Annotated in this window: 17 protein-coding genes; 9 read left to right on the top strand and 8 right to left on the bottom strand. The window is 68.9% G+C overall.

Going from position 1 to position 18,083, the window contains the following annotated elements; translation table 11 throughout:
• Nucleotides 1–130 precede the first annotated feature (130 nt).
• The 4 genes from ftsE to ATE62_RS01755 are packed head-to-tail and all read left to right on the top strand — an operon-like array spanning nucleotide 131 to nucleotide 3,048.
• Nucleotides 131–862, top strand: coding sequence for a cell division ATP-binding protein FtsE (gene ftsE, locus ATE62_RS01740; RefSeq protein ID WP_058806731.1), 732 nt, complete (start codon nucleotides 131–133; stop codon nucleotides 860–862).
• Between the two features lie 16 nt (nucleotides 863–878).
• Nucleotides 879–1,784 carry a cell division protein FtsX gene (locus ATE62_RS01745; RefSeq protein WP_058806741.1) on the top strand — a complete coding sequence of 302 codons (906 nt, stop codon included), beginning with the start codon at nucleotides 879–881 and terminating at the stop codon, nucleotides 1,782–1,784.
• Nucleotides 1,781–2,311: a YdcF family protein gene (locus tag ATE62_RS01750; RefSeq protein WP_058806730.1), complete on the top strand. Its 531-nt coding sequence runs from the start codon at nucleotides 1,781–1,783 to the stop codon at nucleotides 2,309–2,311. Before ATE62_RS01745 ends, ATE62_RS01750 begins: the two co-directional genes overlap by 4 nt.
• Complete coding sequence (locus ATE62_RS01755) at nucleotides 2,311–3,048, top strand: lysophospholipid acyltransferase family protein (protein WP_058806729.1); 738 nt, start codon at nucleotides 2,311–2,313, stop codon at nucleotides 3,046–3,048. Before ATE62_RS01750 ends, ATE62_RS01755 begins: the two co-directional genes overlap by 1 nt.
• 137 nt (nucleotides 3,049–3,185) lie before the next feature.
• Here ATE62_RS01755 and ATE62_RS01760 read toward each other — a convergent pair whose 3' ends face one another.
• Nucleotides 3,186–4,088, bottom strand: coding sequence for a prephenate/arogenate dehydrogenase family protein (locus tag ATE62_RS01760; RefSeq protein WP_443028848.1), 903 nt, complete (start codon nucleotides 4,086–4,088; stop codon nucleotides 3,186–3,188).
• Nucleotides 4,088–5,203, bottom strand: coding sequence for a histidinol-phosphate transaminase (gene hisC / locus ATE62_RS01765; protein ID WP_058806728.1), 1,116 nt, complete (start codon nucleotides 5,201–5,203; stop codon nucleotides 4,088–4,090). The genes ATE62_RS01760 and hisC overlap by 1 nt, the downstream gene beginning before the upstream one ends.
• Before the next feature lie 318 nt (nucleotides 5,204–5,521).
• Here hisC and metX point away from each other — a divergent pair, with 318 nt between their 5' ends.
• A complete protein-coding gene (gene metX, locus ATE62_RS01770) occupies nucleotides 5,522–6,643 on the top strand; it encodes a homoserine O-acetyltransferase MetX (protein WP_058806727.1) in 1,122 nt (373 codons plus the stop codon).
• Nucleotides 6,643–7,233, top strand: coding sequence for a methionine biosynthesis protein MetW (metW, locus tag ATE62_RS01775; RefSeq protein WP_058806726.1), 591 nt, complete (start codon nucleotides 6,643–6,645; stop codon nucleotides 7,231–7,233). Before metX ends, metW begins: the two co-directional genes overlap by 1 nt.
• Here metW and ATE62_RS01780 read toward each other — a convergent pair.
• Entirely contained in the window at nucleotides 7,217–7,870 is a 654-nt protein-coding gene (locus ATE62_RS01780) for a TetR/AcrR family transcriptional regulator (RefSeq protein WP_082662550.1), read from the bottom strand. The two genes, metW and ATE62_RS01780, sit on opposite strands and share 17 nt — an antisense overlap.
• Before the next feature lie 219 nt (nucleotides 7,871–8,089).
• Between ATE62_RS01780 and ATE62_RS01785 the strand changes: the two genes are divergently transcribed.
• Nucleotides 8,090–10,465: a TonB-dependent receptor gene (locus ATE62_RS01785; RefSeq protein WP_082662551.1), complete on the top strand. Its 2,376-nt coding sequence runs from the start codon at nucleotides 8,090–8,092 to the stop codon at nucleotides 10,463–10,465.
• A gap of 356 nt (nucleotides 10,466–10,821) precedes the next feature.
• Here the strand turns inward: ATE62_RS01785 and ATE62_RS01790 are convergent, their stop codons facing one another.
• The 5 genes from ATE62_RS01790 to hemC form a co-directional block, all read right to left on the bottom strand.
• Complete coding sequence (locus ATE62_RS01790; protein ID WP_231736034.1) at nucleotides 10,822–11,931, bottom strand: CaiB/BaiF CoA transferase family protein; 1,110 nt, start codon at nucleotides 11,929–11,931, stop codon at nucleotides 10,822–10,824.
• A gap of 4 nt (nucleotides 11,932–11,935) precedes the next feature.
• Nucleotides 11,936–13,138, bottom strand: coding sequence for an acyl-CoA dehydrogenase (locus ATE62_RS01795; protein ID WP_058806724.1), 1,203 nt, complete (start codon nucleotides 13,136–13,138; stop codon nucleotides 11,936–11,938).
• Nucleotides 13,139–13,183: 45 nt separating this feature from the next.
• The gene (locus ATE62_RS01800; RefSeq protein ID WP_058806723.1) at nucleotides 13,184–14,095 is read right to left on the bottom strand and encodes a mitofilin family membrane protein; all 912 of its coding nucleotides are present in this window, start codon (nucleotides 14,093–14,095) and stop codon (nucleotides 13,184–13,186) included.
• 19 nt (nucleotides 14,096–14,114) lie between these two features.
• Nucleotides 14,115–14,732 carry a uroporphyrinogen-III synthase gene (locus ATE62_RS01805; RefSeq protein ID WP_231736036.1) on the bottom strand — a complete coding sequence of 206 codons (618 nt, stop codon included), beginning with the start codon at nucleotides 14,730–14,732 and terminating at the stop codon, nucleotides 14,115–14,117.
• Nucleotides 14,733–14,803: 71 nt separating this feature from the next.
• Nucleotides 14,804–15,757, bottom strand: coding sequence for a hydroxymethylbilane synthase (gene hemC, locus ATE62_RS01810; protein ID WP_058806721.1), 954 nt, complete (start codon nucleotides 15,755–15,757; stop codon nucleotides 14,804–14,806).
• 255 nt (nucleotides 15,758–16,012) lie between these two features.
• Here hemC and tsaD point away from each other — a divergent pair, with 255 nt between their 5' ends.
• Together tsaD and ATE62_RS01820 are read left to right on the top strand one after the other, a co-directional pair.
• Nucleotides 16,013–17,047, top strand: a complete 1,035-nt coding sequence (tsaD, locus tag ATE62_RS01815) for a tRNA (adenosine(37)-N6)-threonylcarbamoyltransferase complex transferase subunit TsaD (protein WP_058806720.1) — start codon at nucleotides 16,013–16,015, stop codon at nucleotides 17,045–17,047.
• Entirely contained in the window at nucleotides 17,044–18,051 is a 1,008-nt protein-coding gene (locus ATE62_RS01820; RefSeq protein WP_058806719.1) for an NAD(P)H-dependent glycerol-3-phosphate dehydrogenase, read from the top strand. The genes tsaD and ATE62_RS01820 overlap by 4 nt, the downstream gene beginning before the upstream one ends.
• Nucleotides 18,052–18,083: the final 32 nt, after the last annotated feature.

Consider the following 18,083-nt stretch of genomic DNA (forward strand, 5'->3'; position numbering starts at 1 on the left):
CAAGCGCCGCGTCGCCTGAGCGCCCCTACTCGGCGCTTGTCCTTGTGGGAAAGCCATGCAACAGGCGGGCCATGGGCGTCGTCCTATCCTTGCCGAGCGCGGAACGCGGGCTTCGCCGCGGCGTGACGCCATGACCGACGCGGGCCCGGGCCGCGGCGGCGGCGCGATGGTCGAATTCGACCGCGTCGGGCTGCGTTACGGCCCCGATGCCGAGGTGCTCGCCGACATCAGCTTCAACCTCCAGCCGGGCAGCTTCTATTTCCTCACCGGCCCCTCGGGCGCGGGCAAGACCTCGCTGCTCAAGATGCTCTACCTCGCGCAGCGCCCGAGCCGCGGGCTGGTCCGACTGTTCGGCGAGGACCTCGTCCATATGCCGCGCCACCGCCTGCCCGGCTTTCGCCGCCGCATCGGTGTGGTGTTCCAGGACTTCCGCCTCATTCCGCACCTCAGCGCGCGCGACAATATCGCGCTGCCGCTGCGCATCGCGGGGGTCAGCGAAGCGGATCTGTCGGGCCCGGTCGGCGAGATGCTGAGCTGGATCGGGCTCGACGAGCGCGCCCACGCCTTTCCCCCGACGCTGTCGGGCGGCGAGCAGCAGCGCGTCGCGATCGCGCGCGCCGTCATCGCGCGCCCGCAACTGCTCGTCGCCGACGAACCGACGGGCAACGTCGATCCCGAAATGGCGATGCGCCTCCTCGGCCTGTTCGAGGCGCTCAACCGCCTCGGCACCACGGTGGTCGTCGCGACGCACGACATCCATCTGATCAGCCGCATCGACAATGCGCAGATGATGCGGCTCGAAAAGGGCCGCCTCGCCGATCCCACCGGCGCGCTGCGCTATCCGCCGGCAAACAAGATCTAGGCGGGGCTTGGGCGTCATGATCATCCCGCGCGTTCCCGTCCAGCACCGCCGCCTGCTGCCCGACCGCCGCCTGTCGGGGCCGACGCCATGGGTCATCGCGATATTGATGATGCTCACCCTGCTCGCCGCGGGTGCTGGCGTCGGGCTCGCGCGCGCCGCGAACAATATCGGCGATGCGATCGCCGGCCGCGTGACGGTGCAGATCGTCACCGCCAATCCCGTGACGCGCGCCGAACAGGCCGCCGCGCTCCGCCGCCAGGCCCAGGCGCAGCCCTATGTCCGCGCCGCGCGCCAGGTCGGGCAGGACGAATTGCTCGCGACGCTCGGTCAGTGGCTGGGCAGCGCGGGGGGCGACGACCCGGTGCTGCGCTCGCTGCCCCTTCCGGCTCTGGTCGATGTCGATTTCGTCGGCGGCAACCGCGCGGGCCAGTTGTCGCAACTCCGCACGCTGGTTGCAGAAGTCGCGCCCGGCGCGCGCGTCATCCCGCACGCCGAATGGCTGGGCCCGGTCGCGCGGCTGATCCGCAGCCTCGCCTGGGTCGCCGCGGGGCTCGTCCTCTTGATGACGCTCGCGAGCGGCGCGGTGGTGATCATGACCGCGCGCGCCGCGCTCGGCACCCATTATGCGACGATCGAGATGCTCCATCTGATCGGCGCGACCGATCGCCAGATCACCCGGCTGTTCCAGCGCCGCATCGCGATCGACACCGCCTATGGCATCGCGCTCGGCACCGTCGTCGCCGCCGCGATCATCCTGCTCATCGGCTGGCAATGGTCGGGGGTCACCTCGGGGCTCGCAGCCACCGCCTCGCTCGGGCCGATGGGCTGGGTGCTCTTGCTGGCGCTGCCGCTATTGGCTATCGCGCTCGCAGCCCTGACCGCGCGGCTGACCTTGCTGTCCGCGCTCAAGAAGATTTTATGATCAAGCGTATCCTCTCCCTCCTCTTCCTGGCCTGGGTACTCGGCTTCGCCTGGTTTGCGCTGCTGCCGCCCTTGCCGGCCGGCGCGCAGAAGACCGACGCGATCGTCGTGCTCACCGGCGGCCCCGGCCGCATCGACCGCGCGCTCGAGCGGCTCGAGGCCGGCGACGCCAAGCGCCTGCTGATCAGCGGGGTCGCGCGCGAGGTGAAGCCGCGCGAGCTCGCCGCCGAGTACAAGCGCCCCGAGGAGCTGTTCGACTGCTGCATCGCGCTGGGTTTCGAGGCCGAGGATACGCGCTCGAACGCGACCGAGGTCGCGACCTGGGTTGCGCGGCGCAACTATAAGAGCGTGCGGCTGATCACCACCGACTGGCATATGCGCCGCGCCGAATATGAGCTCGCGCGCGCGGTCGGCGACAAGGTGACGATCGTCCCCGACGCGGTGCACAGCGAACCGAGCTTCGCGACGCTGTTTCGCGAATATCACAAATATCTGGCGGGGCTGGCGGGCGGTCTGCTCGGGCTTTGATGCGCTACACCATCGCCCTCCTCCGCTCGATCCTCTTCTGGCTGCTCTTTTTCCTGATGAGCAGCTTCAGCTCGATCGGCGCGGTCATCGCGCTGCCGATCTCGCATCGGGCGACGATCTGGTTCGTGCGCATCTGGGCGCAATTCCACCGGCTGATCTGCCGCTTCGTGCTCGGGCACCGGATCGTCTTCGAGGGCGAAATCCCCGACATCCCGGTGCTCTATGTCTTCAAGCATGAGGGGGCGTTCGAGACGATCGAACAGCCGGGATTGTTCAAGCATCCCGCGGTCTTCGCCAAGGAGGAATTATTCTCGATCCCCGTCTGGGGCAAGGCGGCGCAGTTTTACGGTCTGATTCCGGTCGATCGCGACGGCGGCGGCAAGGCGATGCGTGCGATGCTCGGCGCCGCCAAGGCTGCGCTCGCCGCCGGGCGGCCGCTGGTGCTGTTCGCCGAGGGAACGCGCGTCCCGCACGGCAAGGCGCCGCCGCTGCGCCCCGGGTTTGCAGGCATGTACCGCCTGCTCGGCATCGACGTGATCCCCGTCGCGGTGGACAGCGGCCACGCCTATCCGCCGCGCCGCTGGGTCAAATGGCCGGGCACGATCACCTACCGGATCGGCGAGACGATCCCCGCCGGCCTGCCGCGCGAGGAAGCCGAGGAACGCGTCTGGCGCGCGATCAACGCGCTGAACCCGCCCGAGGCGTTGCTGGAAGGCTATAAAAACCCTTCCCCCTAGATGGGCGAAGTTGGATGGGGGTGATGGCGCGTCCTTGCTCCGTCGCTTCGAAACGAGAGCGCACCCCCACCGCTGCGACTAACGAACAAGTTCGTAAGTCTCGCTGCCTCCCCCATCCAGGGGGAGGGCATTCGAAATCAATGCTTGCGTCCGAAATCGGGCGCGGCATCGTCCTGACCCTGTTCGATGATCGACCGCCGGATCGCGCGCGTGCGCGTGAACCAGTCCTCGAGCTTGGCGCCGTCGCCGCGGCGGATCGCCTGTTGCAGCACGGTCAGATCCTCGTTGAAGCGCTGTAAGGTTGCGAGCACCGCATCCTTGTTCGCGAGGAAGACGTCGCGCCACATCACCGGGTCGCTCGCCGCAATGCGCGTGAAGTCGCGGAAGCCGCCCGCCGAATATTTGATCACCTCGCTCTCGGTGACCTCTTCGAGTTCGCTCGCGGTGCCGACGATGGTGTAGGCGATGAGGTGCGGCAGATGGCTCGTTACCGCGAGCACCATATCGTGATGCGCGGCGTCCATGACGTCGACCCTGGCGCCTAGCGCCTCCCAGAAGCCCGTCAGCGCCTGCACCGCCTCGCCCGGCGCCTTCGCATCAGGGGTGACGATGCACCAGCGCCCCTCGAACAGGCTGGCAAAGCCCGCCGCCGGCCCGCTATTCTCGGTCCCCGCGACCGGGTGCGCCGGAATGACGGCATGGTGCGGCAGAGCTTTTGCGAGCGCTTCGGCGACGCTCGCCTTCGAGGACCCCACGTCGGAAATGATCGCATCGGCCTTCAGCCCCGGCGCGATGGCCGCGGCGGCATCGGCCATCCGCCCGACAGGCACCGCCAGGATCACGAGGTCGGCGTCGGCCATCGCTTCGGCCGCATCGTCGATAATCGCATTGCACAGCCCGAGCGCGCGCGCCTCGGCGCGCACGTCGGCGCTGGCGTCATGCCCCGCCACCGTCACGCCGGGCAGCCGCTCGGAAATCGCGCGCGCGAGCGACGAGCCGATCAGGCCCAGCCCGACGATCGCGACCTTCGCTATGACCATCAGCCTTCGACCGCCGCGCGGATCGCGGCGGCGAGCCCGCGCGTCTCGCCTTCGGTACCGATCGTCATGCGCAGCGCATTGGGCAAGCCCTGCCCCGGCAGCCAGCGCACGATATAGCCCGCGTCCATCAGCCGGTTGTAGACCGTCTCGGCGCTCACCGCGCCCTCGAACAACACGAGCAGGAAGTTGCACGCCGAGGGTACGACGCGCAGGCCATGGTTGCCCAGGCTCTCGATCTCACCGGCGAGCCAGGCGCGCCATTCGGCGTTGTGCGCGCGGCTGTGCGTCACGAATTCCTCGTCGCCGAGCGCCGCGACCGCCGCCGCCTGCCCCGCGCGCGTGACGTTGAACGGCAGGCGGATGCGGTGCAGCGCCGAAATCACCTCGGCCGACGCATAGCCCCAGCCGATCCGCTCGGCAGCGAGGCCGTGGATCTTCGAAAAAGTGCGCGTGATGAAGACGTTGGGCTCATTCTTGGCGAGCTCGAGCCCGCCGTCGTCCTCGGCCTCGGACAGATATTCCGAATAGGCCTGGTCGATCACGAACAGCACATCCTTGGGCAGCCCGGCGTAGAGCCGCGCGACCTCTTCGCGCGTCGCGAGCGTGCCCGTGGGGTTGTTCGGATTGGCGAGATAGACGACGCGGGTCCTTGTCGTCACCGCCGCGAGCAGCGCATCGACGTCGGTCGCATAATCCTTGTCGTCGGCCTCGACCGGCACCGCGCCCACGCGGCGCGCGGCGATCTCGTAGACCGCGAAGCCGTAGCGCACGTACAAAATCTCGTCGCCCGCGCCGGCATAGGTGCCAGCCGCGAGGTGGAGCAGCTCGTCCGACCCGTTGCCGCAGATCACCCGCGCCGGGTCGAGCCCGAACTTCGCGGCGATCGTCGCGCGCAGCTCGTTCGACCCCGGATCGGGATAGCGCGACAGCGCATCGGCCGCGCCCTGCGCCGCAGCGAAGGCCGCCCGCGCCTTTTCGCCAGTGCCGAGCGGATTTTCGTTGGCGCTCAGCTTGATCAGCGGCCGCCCGTCGGCCCCCGCCGACTTGCCGGGAACATAGGGAGCGATGCCGCTGATCCACGGCTTCGGGGTGAGGGTCGGGGTGGTGTCGGTCATGCGGCGGCGTTTAGCGGCTCGCTCCGGCGAGTCCAGTTTGTTCGACCAAGGGCGTAGAAGAGATTCGCGCAGAGGCGCAGAGGACGCAGAGAGAAGAGGAAATTGTTCACGCGGAGACGCGGAGAAGAAGATTGGCGGCTTCGCCGCCCATTTTCCTTCCCCTTCTCTGCGTCCTCTGCGCCTCTGCGCGAAAAATATTTCATACACGATGCCGGCGTCCCAAAACCCTCCGCGTCTCCGCGTCTCCGCGCGAACCAATTAAAACACCCCCGCCCTATCGTTGACAGCCCCCCCGCGCGCGCTTAGCCCCGCGCACCTATGGCGAGCGCGCTCCACCAGATAGTGCACCAGAGCGTGACGATTCCCGCGACGCTGCCGCTCGACAGCGGTCAGTCGCTGCCGTCGGTGACGATCGCCTGGCAAAGCTATGGCGCGCTGAACGCCGACCGGTCGAACGCGGTCCTGCTGTGCCACGCGCTGACCGGCGACCAATATGTCGCGAGCGATCATCCCGCGACGGGCAAGCCCGGCTGGTGGGCGCGCATGGTCGGCCCCGGCAAGCCGATCGACACCGACCGCTTCCACGTCATCTGCGCCAATGTGCTCGGCAGCTGCATGGGGTCGAGCGGACCCGCGACCCCCGACCCGGTGACCGGCGCGCCGCTCGGCATGGCGTTCCCGGTGATCACCATCGGCGACATGGTGCGCGCGCAGGCGATGCTGCTCGATCATCTCGGCATCGCGCGGCTGCACGCGGTGGTCGGCGGCTCGATGGGGGGCATGCAGACGCTCGCCTGGGCGGCGAATTATCCGCAGCGGCTCGAACGCGCGCTGGTGATCGCCAGCGCGGCGCGCCATTCGGCGCAGAATATCGCCTTCCACGAGGTCGGGCGCCAGGCGATCATGGCCGACCCCGACTGGCAGGACGGCCAATATTATGGCAGCGCGCGCGCGCCCACCAAGGGCCTCGCGGTCGCGCGCATGGCGGCGCACATCACCTATCTCTCCGAGGCCGGGCTGACCGAGAAATTCGGCCGGCGGCTGCAGGCGCGCGACATCAAGAGCTTCGGCTTCGACGCCGATTTCCAGATCGAATCCTATTTGCGGCACCAGGGGCTGGCCTTCACCGACCGCTTCGACGCCAACGCCTATCTCTACATCACCCGCGCGATGGACTATTTCGACCTCGCCGACCCGCACGACGGCCGCCTCGCGGGCGCCTTTGCGGGCGCCAAGGAGGTTCGCTTCACGCTCGTCAGCTTCGACACCGACTGGCTCTATCCCACCGCCGAATCGCGCCGCATCGTCCAGGCGCTGCAGAGCGTCGGCGCCGCGGCGAGCTTCGTCGAGCTGTCGGCGCCCTATGGCCACGACTCCTTTCTCCTGGACGTGCCCGCGCTCGACCGGCTCGTCGCGGGCGCATTGGGGAGCGGCTTCTGATGGCGCTGCGCCCCGACCTCGCGATCATCGCCGACGCCGTGCCGTCATCCGCGCGCGTGCTCGACGTCGGCTGCGGCGACGGCGAGCTGATGGAAGCGCTGCGCGCCAAGGGCGTCGATGCGCGCGGACTCGAGATCGATCCGGCGAACGTCACCGCGGCGATCGCGCGCGGCCAGTCGGTGGTGCAGGGCGACGCCAACCGCGACCTCGCCGACTATCCCGGCGACGCTTTCGACTATGCGATCCTGTCGCAGACGCTGCAGACCACCGAGCGCCCCGACCTGGTCGTCGACGAGCTGCTGCGCATCGCGCCGCGCGCCTTCGTCAGCTTCCCCAATTTTGCGCATTGGCGCGTGCGGCTGTCCTTGCTGTGGACCGGGCGCATGCCGATGACACGGCTGCTGCCCGTTGCCTGGTACGAGACGCCGAACATCCACCACGTCACGGTCAGCGATTTCCGCGACCTCGTCCGGACCAAGGGCATCAAGGTCGAGCGCGTCTGGCACCTGTCGGGCGACAAACCGGCGAGCGACGCCGCCGCGAGCTGGCGCGCCGAGCATGCGATTTTCCTGATCAGCCGCGCTTCCTGATCCCCTCCGCGATCAGCGCATTGGCGCGTGCCGCCACGGCGGCAACATCCTCGCGCGTGTCCCATACGCCGTAGCGCAGCCCCAGGAAGACGTTCATCCCCATGATCGCCCAGGCCTCGACCTCGCCGAGGCCGCTCCGCAATTCGCCCGCGTCGCTCCCGGCTCCCAAACGCGCCGCGATGCGCTCCGCCGTCGACGCATAATGCGTCCGGAAGCTCTCGGGATCGACGAATTCGGCCTCGTCGACGATGCGGTAGATTTCCTGATGCTCGCGCGCGAACTCGAGGAACGCCGCCAGCGCGCGCGCCTCGGCGTCGATCGCGCCGGCCGCGGCCTCCATCGCGGGGGCGACATGGTCGCGCACGCGGCCCGACATGTCGGCGACGAGCGCCCGGAAGATCGCGTCCTTCGAGTCGAAATAGGTGTAGAAACTGCCGAGCGCGGTCCCGGCGCGGCGCGTGATGCCGCTGATCGACGCCTCGTGGAAGCCGCGCTCGCCGAATTCGACCGCCGCGGCATCGAGCAATTTGCGCAGGGTTCGCCGACCGCGCTCGGTGCGCGGCACCTTGTCGGGGTTGCCCGCCTCGCCCCCTTCCATTCCCCCGTCGTCGGGCGTCGAAACGCGCGGCTGGTCCATCATCTGCCTTCCCGTCCTCCCCCACGGACGACCGGCGCATCGAGCAGCGCGGCCAAGCGTGGCTTTTTCGCATCACCGCGCCCCAAAAGACAGCGGATAAATATTCCAAGTTGAAACTTGGTTCACCTTTCATTATTGGGTGCGACGCGGCTTGGCAAGACCGGCCCAAGAAAATCGAAAAAGGGCGGCGCTGCGCCGCCCCTGTCATGGGAGACTCACATGCGTCCTTTCGCCCGCCGCCTGCGCCACGCCGTCTGCGCCACTACCGCGCTCAGCCTGATCGCCTTCGCCCCGTCCGCCCTTGCGCAGGATACGGACCCGGCCGCGAGCGCCGATGACGGCAGCGAGGAAATCATCGTCACCGCGCGCCGCCGCGACGAACGCCTGCTCGACGTGCCGATCGCGGTCAGCGCGATCTCGGGCGACGCGCTCGAGGTGCGCGGCGCGCTCGACCTCACCGACGTCGGCAACATCACCCCGAACACCACGCTCGAAACCTCGCGCGGCACCAATTCGACGCTCAGCGCCTTCATCCGCGGCGTCGGCCAGCAGGACCCGGTCCCGGGCTTCGAAGCGGGCGTCGGCATCTATCTCGACGACGTCTATCTCAACCGCCCGCAGGCGGCCGTCCTCGACATCTACGACGTCGAGCGCATCGAGGTGCTCCGCGGGCCGCAGGGCACGCTCTATGGCCGCAACACGATCGGCGGCGCGGTCAAATATGTCACCAAGATGCTGCCGCAGGATTTCAGCCTGAAGGCGCGTGCGACCTATGGCACCTATGACCAGGCCGAGGGCGTACTGACCGTCAGCGCGCCCGTGACCGACATGCTGCGCGTCGGCGGCTCGGTCGCACGGCTGTCGCGCGGCGGTTTCGGCGACAACCTCACCGTCCCCGGCCTCGAGAACTACAACAAGGATGTATGGGCGGGCCGCGGAACGCTCGAATTCGGCGGTTACGGCGAGCCGGTGCTGATCCGCATCTCGGGCGACTATACCCGCGACAAGTCGGACCCGCGCAACGGCCACCGGCTGATCCCCGGCCTGCTCTCGGGCGCCCCCGTGCTCGACGACGTCTATGACACGCGCGCGGGGCTCGTGAATCCGGAGCAGGATATCGAGGCCTGGGGCCTCGCGATGAACGTCTCGGCCGAGCTCACCGACAATCTGACGCTGCGTTCGATCAGTTCGTGGCGCAAGGACACCAGCTACACGCCGATCGATTTCGACAGCCTGCCGACGGTCGACGTCGACGTCCCCGCGGTCTATCGCAACGAGCAGCTGAGCCAGGAATTCCAGTTGCTCTACGACAGCGACCGGCTGCACGGGCTCGTCGGCTTCTATTATCTCGACGCCAAGGCCTACACCAAGTTCGACGTGCTGCTCGCCACCACCGGCGCGCTGCTCGGCCTGCCCGGTTTCGCGCAGCAGACGATCGGCGACGTGCGCACCGACACCTGGTCGGTGTTCGGCGACTTCACCTTCGACGTCACCGACCGCCTGCACATTTCGGCGGGCGGGCGCTACACCGTCGACCGGCGCGACAGCTTCGTCTTCAAGCAGAACCGCCTGCTCGGCGCCGACCCCGAATTCGGCGGCGCCAGCGTCCCGCTCGGCGCGCCGATCACCAATTTCGATGGCAAGGCGCGCTTCAAGAAATTCACCCCGCGCGCGTCGGTGTCGTTCGACGTCAACGACGACCTGATGATCTATGCATCCTACTCGAAGGGCTTCAAGGGCGGCGGCTTCGATCCGCGCGGCAGCGCCAATGTCCGCGCGATCGACGTCAACAACGACGGCGTCTTCGCCTATCAGGAAATCTACAATTTCTTCCTGTTCGAACCCGAAACGGTCGACAGCTACGAGGCCGGGATCAAGGGCTCGGCGCTGGACGGCGACCTCAACTTCGCGCTGACCGGCTTCTATGCCGACTACAAGAATGTCCAGATCCCCGGCTCGGTCGGCATCGACGCGAACAACGACGGCATCTTTGAAGGCTTTTCGGGGGTCACCACGAACGCCGCCTCGGCGACCTTCAAGGGGCTCGAGCTCGAAACCTCGGCGCGCTTCGCGCACGACTTCGCCGGCGCCGGCTCGCGGATGAGCTTCCAGGGCACGCTCGGTTATATCGACGCGCAGTACGACGAGTTCATCGGCAACCTCGGCACCGACGTGTCGGACATCACCGATATCCAGAACACGCCGAGCTGGACCGCATCGGGCACTCTCGGCGCGCTGGTCCCGGTCGGCGACGGCGACGTCAATTTCTCGACCACGCTCTCGTACCGCAGCAAGACGCAGCAGTTCGAATATCCCAGCCCCTATCTCGACCAGAAGGGCTATGCGCTGTGGGATGCGAGCCTGGTCTACAGCTTCGGCGGCGACCGTTATTCGATCGGCGTCCACGGCAAGAATATCCTCGACAAGCAGTATAAGACCTCGGGCTACCAGTTCCTCGTCGTCAACCCGGCGACCGGCCTGCCTGTCACTAACGCCAACGGCCTGCCGACCCCGTCGCTCGGCCGCGAAGGCGTCGCGACGGTCTTCTACGGCAACCCGCGGCAGGTGTTCGTCACCGGCACGGTCAAATTCTGACCGGCAGCTTCACGCGAAAAAGGGGGAGAGGGGCGCTGGCGACGGCGCCCCTTTTTCTTTGTGGCATATGGCCGCTTAGGGGTGGGGAGCTGCCACTTGTCCGGTCGTCATCCCGGGCTTGACCCGGGACCCGCCTTCCTTCTTTCGCCGTCGGATCAAAGAAAAGGCAGGCCCCGGGTCAAGCCCGGGGTGACGAAGGTGGATTACACCGGCGTCGCGTTTCGCCCGAAAGCGACCGAACAGCATCCGATCAATTTGATGCGCGCAGAGACGCAGAGACCGCAGAGAGAAAAGGCCATCCTCCCTGCGGTCTCTGCGCGAACAAGATGATGGCCTTCGGCCGTTGCCGCCCAGCCTCAGCCCCCCAGCACCGGCGCCCCGCCCGGCGCGACCATTCGTTCGCCGTCGATCACGATCGGACTCGCGACGCCATCGACGAACGCCCCCTCGGGCCGGAAACGCATGCCGCGCGCGATCACCTGCGGGTCGGCGAACACCCCGGCGAGGTCATTGATCGGTCCCGCCGGTACATCCTCGGCCTCGAGCGCGAGCGACAAAGGCTGCGCCTGCCACGTGGCGATCTTCGCCGCGAGCAGCGGGATCAGCGCCGCCCGGTTCGCGAGTCGCGCGGCATTGGTCGCGAAACGGACATCCTCGGCCCATGCGGGCTCGCCGAGCACCGCGCAAAGCTTGCGGAACTGGCCGTCGTTGCCGACCGCGATCACCAGCTGGCCGTCGGCGGTCGCAAAGGCCTGATAGGGCACGACATTGGCGTGGCCATTGCCCATGCGCTTCGGCGACACCCCGCTCGCGAGATAGTTCGCCGCCTGATTGGCGAGCACCCCGACCTGGCAATCGAGCAGCGCCATATCGATATGCGCGCCCGCCCCCGTGACGTCACGGCGTCGCAGCGCGGCAAGGATCGCCACCGTCGAATACATCCCCGTGAAGATGTCGGCATAGGCGATTCCCGCCTTTTGCGGCGCGCCGTCGGGCTCGCCGGTCAGCGACATCGCGCCGCCCATCGCCTGGATGATGAAATCATAACCCGCGCGGTGCGCATAGGGGCCGGTCTGGCCGAAGCCGGTGATCGAGCAGACGATCAGCTTCGGGAAATCGGCGCGCAAGGTCGCGGGATCGAGCCCATATTTGGCGAGCCCGCCGAGCTTGTAATTCTCGATCACGACATCGGCATCGGTGAGCAGCGCGCGCACCGCGGCTTGGCCCTCGGGCGTCGCGATATCGATCGCCACACCGGACTTGCCGCGATTGGTGCTGTGATAATAGGCCGCGCCCAGATTCTCGCCATCGGCGCCCTTGATGAAGGGCGGGCCCCACAGCCGCGTGTCGTCGCCGCCGCCGGGCCGCTCGACCTTGACCACCTCGGCGCCGAGGTCGGCGAGCAATTGACCGCACCAGGGACCCGCGAGCACCCGCGCCAGTTCGACGACGCGGATGCCTTCCAACGGTTTAGGCAAAGGCCGAAATGCCCGTGATCGCGCGGCCCAGAATCAGCGCATGGACGTCGTGCGTGCCCTCATAGGTGTTCACCGTCTCGAGGTTCACCGCGTGGCGGATGACATGATAATCGGCCGAAATGCCGTTCCCGCCGTGCATATCGCGCGCGACGCGCGCGATATCGAGCGCCTTGCCGCAATTGTTGCGTTTCAGCAGGCTGATCATGTCGGGCGCGACATGCCCCTCGTCGATCAGCCGCCCGACACGCAGCGCGGTCTGGAGGCCGAGCGCGATCTCGGTGAGCATGTTCGCGAGCTTCAATTGCACGATCTGATTCGCCGCGAGCGGGCGCCCGAACTGCTTGCGCTCGCCGGTATAATTGCGCGCCGCTTCGTAGCAGAATTCCGCCGCGCCCATCGCGCCCCAGCCGATGCCATAGCGCGCGCGGTTGAGGCAACCGAACGGACCTTTCAGCCCCGAGACGTGCGGCAGCAGCGCATCCTCGCCGACCTCGACCCCGTCCATCACGATCTCGCCGGTGATCGAGGCGCGCAAGCTGACCTTGCCCTCGATCTTCGGCGCCGACAGGCCCTTCATGCCCTTTTCGAGGACGAAACCGCGGATCGCGCCGTCGTGCGCGTCGGACTTGGCCCAGACGACGAAGATATCGGCGATCGGCGAATTGGTGATCCACATCTTCGCGCCCTTGAGGCGATAACCGCCCTCGATCTTTTCGGCGCGGGTGCGCATGCCGCCGGGGTCGCTGCCCGCGTCGGGCTCGGTCAGCCCGAAACAGCCGACGAGTTCGCCCGAGATCAGCCCGGGCAGATATTTGCGCTTCTGCTCCTCGCTGCCATAGGCGTTGATCGGGTGGATCACGAGGCTGCTCTGCACCGAGCAGGCCGAGCGATAGCCCGAATCGATCCGCTCGACCTCGCGCGCGATCAGCCCGTAGCTGACATAGCTGAGCCCCGCGCCGCCATATTCGGGGTCGACCGTCGCGCCGAGCAGCCCGAGCGCGCCCATTTCGGACATGATCTCGCGGTCGAAGCGCTCCTCGAGAAAGGCCGAGGTTACCCGCGGCAAGAGCTCGCCTTCGGCATAGGCGCGCGCGGCATCGCGGATCATCCGCTCCTCCTCGCTCAATTGCGCATCGAGCATCAGCGGATCGAGCGGGTCGAGCGCGGCGACGCGCTGCGGATCGGCGAGGGCCATTGGCTGGGCTTTCTCTTTATGCGAGCGCCCGGGAGGGAACGCGCGCTAGGGGGTGGTCGCGGCCGGGGCTTTTCCGGCCGTCGCGGTCGGCTGGCCGCCGCGCGGCTCCAATATCGCCGCGGTCTCGATCAGGTCAAGCGCGCGGCGCGCCTCGTGATAGCGGCGCGCGTCGATCAGCCATTCGTTCGCCGCCGCCGCGCCGGGCATCGCCTCGACCTCGGCGATCGCCTTGTCGGCCATGCCGCCCGCGAGGTAGCGGCGCGCGCGGTCGAGGCGCTCGGTCGCGCGCGGCGACTGGGTGCCCGCGGCGCGCACGACGAACAATTCGCCGAGTTCGCGGCGGATTCCCGTCCACAGGCTCGCATCGTCGCCGCTGCGCCCGACGAGTTCGGGGGCAATCGCGTCGAGCTCGGCGCGCAATTGTTCGAGCGTCACCGGGTCGCGCGACGTCTCGATGATCGTCTTGACGGCATTGGGCTGGTCGTCGCCGAAGCGCAGCCGCAGCTGCGCGTCGAGATAACCCAAGGACAGCCCGCGATCGAGCGCGCGGCGCACCGCAAAGGCGACGAGCAGCCCCTCGGCGCGCGAGGCATTGCCCGACGCCGAGGCGGCTTCGAGCGTGATCCGCGACAGCCTTTGTTCGAGTTCGGCGACGCGCGCGGGCAAAGTCGAGCCGTCGGCGGGCAGCGCCGCGAGCGGCTGCGGGGTCGTCCCGAGGACCGCGGGCGCCTCGCCCGCGCCGGCCACGGCGACCGTGCCGCCAGGAGTTGCCGTGTCGATGACCTTGGCCGCCGGCGCGCCATTGTCGGCCAGGAAGCGATTCATCGCCCAGCCGCCGGCGACGACGCCGACCAGCAGCAACAGCAGCGCCGCGATTGCCAAGCTGCGGAAAGATGGCCTTTTGCCCGAACCCGCCTCGCCCAATTGGACGGGGTTGTCGTTGCTTTCGATTGCCATAAACCTCTTTCGAACGACCCTATTTTTGCGCCTTTTGGCACAAAGCATAAGCCGCTGTCACCATCGCCGCGTCGTCGGGGCGCTCCGTAACGGTAACAGCCGCCCAGCCGTCGCCCGCCGCAGTGGCCGCGGCATCGCTGATCGCGACGAGCGACAGATGGCCGCGATGCCCCCCAACCAGCTCGGCGATCCGCGCCGCGCCGCGCGCCGAATGCGCAAGCAGGATCGCCGGCGCGGCCGTCACCGCTTGCCAGCCGGACGGCGGATCGACCGGGTCGACGGCATAGACGGGCAGCGGCAGCAGCCGCGCCCCGTGCGCATCGAACGCGGTCCGATCGGACCCGCAAAGCCATAATATATTTGATACTTTCCTGGACGACGCCATGGCGTCGATCAGCGATTGCGCATCACCTGGACCCGTCATCGCGACGGTCAGGCCCGCCGCCTCCGACGCGGCCGCCGTCGCCGCGCCGACGGCATAAGCCGGAAGCCCTGCAAGCCTTCCCAGTTCCGGTCCTGCAAGCCGCAACGCCTGCGCGCTCGTCAACAGCAGAGCATCGAAATCGCCCGGATCGGGCGCGTCCCAGCCGACCGCATGCGCCGCGAACAGCGGCACCCCCCGCGCATCGAGCCCCATATCCCGCACCCGCGCCACCGTCGCCGCATTGCCCGGTTCGGCGCGCGTGACGAGGACCGGACCGCTTGGCGTCATGCCGCGAAGAGCCGTCGCACGGATTCGGGCGCCTCGCCGAGCAGCCGCGCGGCGAGCCTTTCGGGCGCATCGTCCCGATCGACCAGCGTCCAGCCCGCGACATGTTCGCGCCCGTCCTCCGAGAAGAGCTCGGCGTCGAGCCGCAGCGCGCCATCGGCCTGCCACGCCGCATGCGCCGCGACCGGCGAGCGGCAATCGCCGCCGAGCGCCGCGAGCAAGGCGCGCTCGGCCGCGACCGCGCGGTGCGTCGGGCCATGGTCGACCGCCGCGAGCAGGGCGCGCGTCGCCGCATCGTCGCTGCGGCACTCGATCCCGATCGCCCCCTGCGACGCCGCGGGCAACAGCATCTTCGAATCCTGCACCACCCCGATCTCGAACATCCCCAGCCGGTCGAGCCCCGCCGCCGCGAGCAAAGTGGCATCGACCTCGCCCGCCGCCAGCTTGGCGAGCCGCGTCTGGACGTTGCCGCGCAGCAGCATGGTTTCGATATCGCCGCGCAGCCGCTGCACCTGCGCCGCGCGCCGCGGGCTGCTCGTGCCGAGCCTTGCGCCCGTCGGCAGCGCGTCGATCGTCGCCGCGACGATCCCCTCGCGCACCACCAGCCGGTCGCGCGGGTCGGCGCGCTCGAGCATCGCGCCGAGGAAAAAGCGCGCATCGCGCAAGGTCTCGACATCCTTCAAACTGTGCACCGCGATATCGATCGTCCCCGCATCGAGCGCGGCGTCGAGCTCGCGCGTCCACAGCGCCTTGCCCCCGACCTCGGCGAGCGCGCGGTCCTGGATGCGGTCGCCGGTCGCAGTCATCGGCACGATTTCGAGCGCGGCGGGATCGAGCCCATGCGCGCGCACGAGCGCCGCCGCCGCCATATCGGCCTGCGCGCGCGCCAGCGGCGAGGCACGCGTTCCGATGCGTAGCGGGCGGTCGGGGGTCGGAAGCGGGATCGAAGCCATGCGGTGCTGCTAGGGCTTCGGGCTGCGAAAGGAAAGAAGAAGGGATTCGCGCAGAGGCGCCGAGGGCGCAGAGATTTTCTTTGTTCACGCGGAGGCGCGGAGAAAAGGATTGACGGCTCCGCCGCTTCTTCTCTCTGCGCCTCTGCGCGCATTCCAAATACGCCCAGCCTCGACGCGAAAACCCTCCGTGTCTCCGCGCCTCCGCGTGAACCCCTTCCAACCCCAGCCTTGCAGGACTAAGAGGCGCGCAAGATTATGACTCTCATCCTCGGCCTCGAATCGAGCTGCGACGAAACCGCGGCGGCGCTCGTCGACAGCGAACGGACTATCCTCGCGCACCGCGTCGCGGGGCAGGAGGCCGATCATGCGCCCTATGGCGGGGTCGTGCCCGAGATCGCCGCGCGCGCGCATGTCGACCGGCTCGCGCCCATCGTCGAACGCGTGCTCGCCGACGCGGGCAAGACGCTCGCCGACGTCGATGCGATCGCGGCGACCGCGGGCCCCGGACTGATCGGCGGCGTCATGGTCGGGCTCGTCACCGGCAAGGCGCTCGCGCACGCCGCGGGCAAGCCGCTGATCGCGGTCAACCATCTCGAGGGCCACGCCCTCTCACCGCGCCTCGCCGACCCCAGCCTCGAATTCCCCTATCTGCTGCTGCTCGTCTCGGGCGGGCATTGCCAGCTGCTGCTGGTGCGGGGTGTCGGCGACTATCGCCGCCTTGCCACCACGATCGACGACGCCGCGGGCGAGGCCTTCGACAAGACGGCGAAATTGCTCGGGCTCGGTTATCCCGGCGGCCCGGCGGTCGAGCGCGTCGCCAAGGACGGCGATCCGAAGGCCGTGCCCTTTCCGCGCCCGCTCGTCGGCAGCGCCGAGCCGCATTTCTCCTTCGCGGGGCTCAAGAGCGCGGTCGTGCGCGCCGTGGCGTCGGGGCAGCACAACACCCCCGACCTCGCCGCCTCGTTCCAGCAGGCGGTGGTCGACTGCCTGGTCGACCGCAGCCGCATCGCGCTCGCCGCCTGCCCCGAAGCCAGTGCCTTCGTCGTCGCGGGCGGGGTCGCGGCGAACGGCGCGATCCGCACCGCGCTCACCGAGCTCGCGGCGCGCTTCGACAAGGTCTTCGTCGCGCCGCCACTGTGGCTCTGCACCGACAATGGCGCGATGATCGCCTGGGCGGGCGCCGAGCGCTTCGCCGCGGGGCTCACCGATCCGCTGGGCATCCCCGCGCGCCCGCGCTGGCCGCTCGATCCCGAGGCGGAAGCGGTGCGCGGCGCCGGAGTCAAAGCATGACACGTGAAGGCGTGACGTCGTGCAGCAATTTCGGCGTGGTCGGCGGCGGCGCCTGGGGCACCGCGCTCGCGCAATTGCTCGCCGCCGATGGCGCGCCGGTGCAGCTCTGGGTGCGCGAGGCCGACGTCGTGGCGGCGATCAATAGCGAGCATCGCAACCCGCTCTTCCTGCCCGGCGCCACGCTCGCCCCCTCGCTCACCGCAACCGGCGACCTAGCCGAGCTCGCGACCTGCGACGCGCTGCTGATCGTCGTCCCGGTGCCCTATATGCGCGCGGTACTGGCCGACCTGCCGCCGGGCGATGCGCCGCTGATCCTGTGCAGCAAGGGCATGGAGGCGGGCAGCTTCGCCTTCCCCGTCGATATCGCGCGCGACGTGGCACCAAGCCGCCCCGTCGCGGTGCTGTCGGGCCCGACCTTCGCACACGAGGTCGCCGCCGGGCTGCCGACCGCAATCACCCTCGCCGCCGCGGACCCCGCGCTCGCCGATGCGCTGGCGCAGGCGATCGCGCGCCCGCATTTCCGCCCTTATGTCTCGACCGACGTGACCGGCGCCGAGATCGGCGGCGCGGTCAAGAATATCCTCGCGATCGCGAGCGGCATCGTCGACGGCGCCGGGCTCGGGCTCAACGCGCGCGCGGCGCTGATCAGCCGCGGCTTCGCCGAAATGTCGCGCTTCGGCCTCGCGCGCGGCGCCGAGGCCGAGACGCTCGCCGGGCTCGCCGGGCTCGGCGACCTGATCCTCACCTGCACCTCGGCCAATTCGCGCAACTTCGCGCTCGGCCAGGGGCTCGGGCGCGGCGAGGAAGCCGCGGTGCTGATGGCCGACCGCCGCACGGTTGCAGAGGGGGCGTTCAGCGCGCCCGTCGTGGCCGCCGCGGCGCGCGCCGACGGCATCGACATGCCGATCACCGACGCGGTGGCGCGGCTCGTCGCGGGCGAGATCCGCGCGACCGAGGCCATTCAGGCGCTGCTCAGCCGCCCGCTGCGACGCGAGGGCCGGTGAGGTCATCGCCGCGATTGCCTGCCCCCCGCCGC

This window comes from Sphingopyxis sp. HIX, assembly GCF_001468285.1.
Classification (GTDB): domain Bacteria; phylum Pseudomonadota; class Alphaproteobacteria; order Sphingomonadales; family Sphingomonadaceae; genus Sphingopyxis.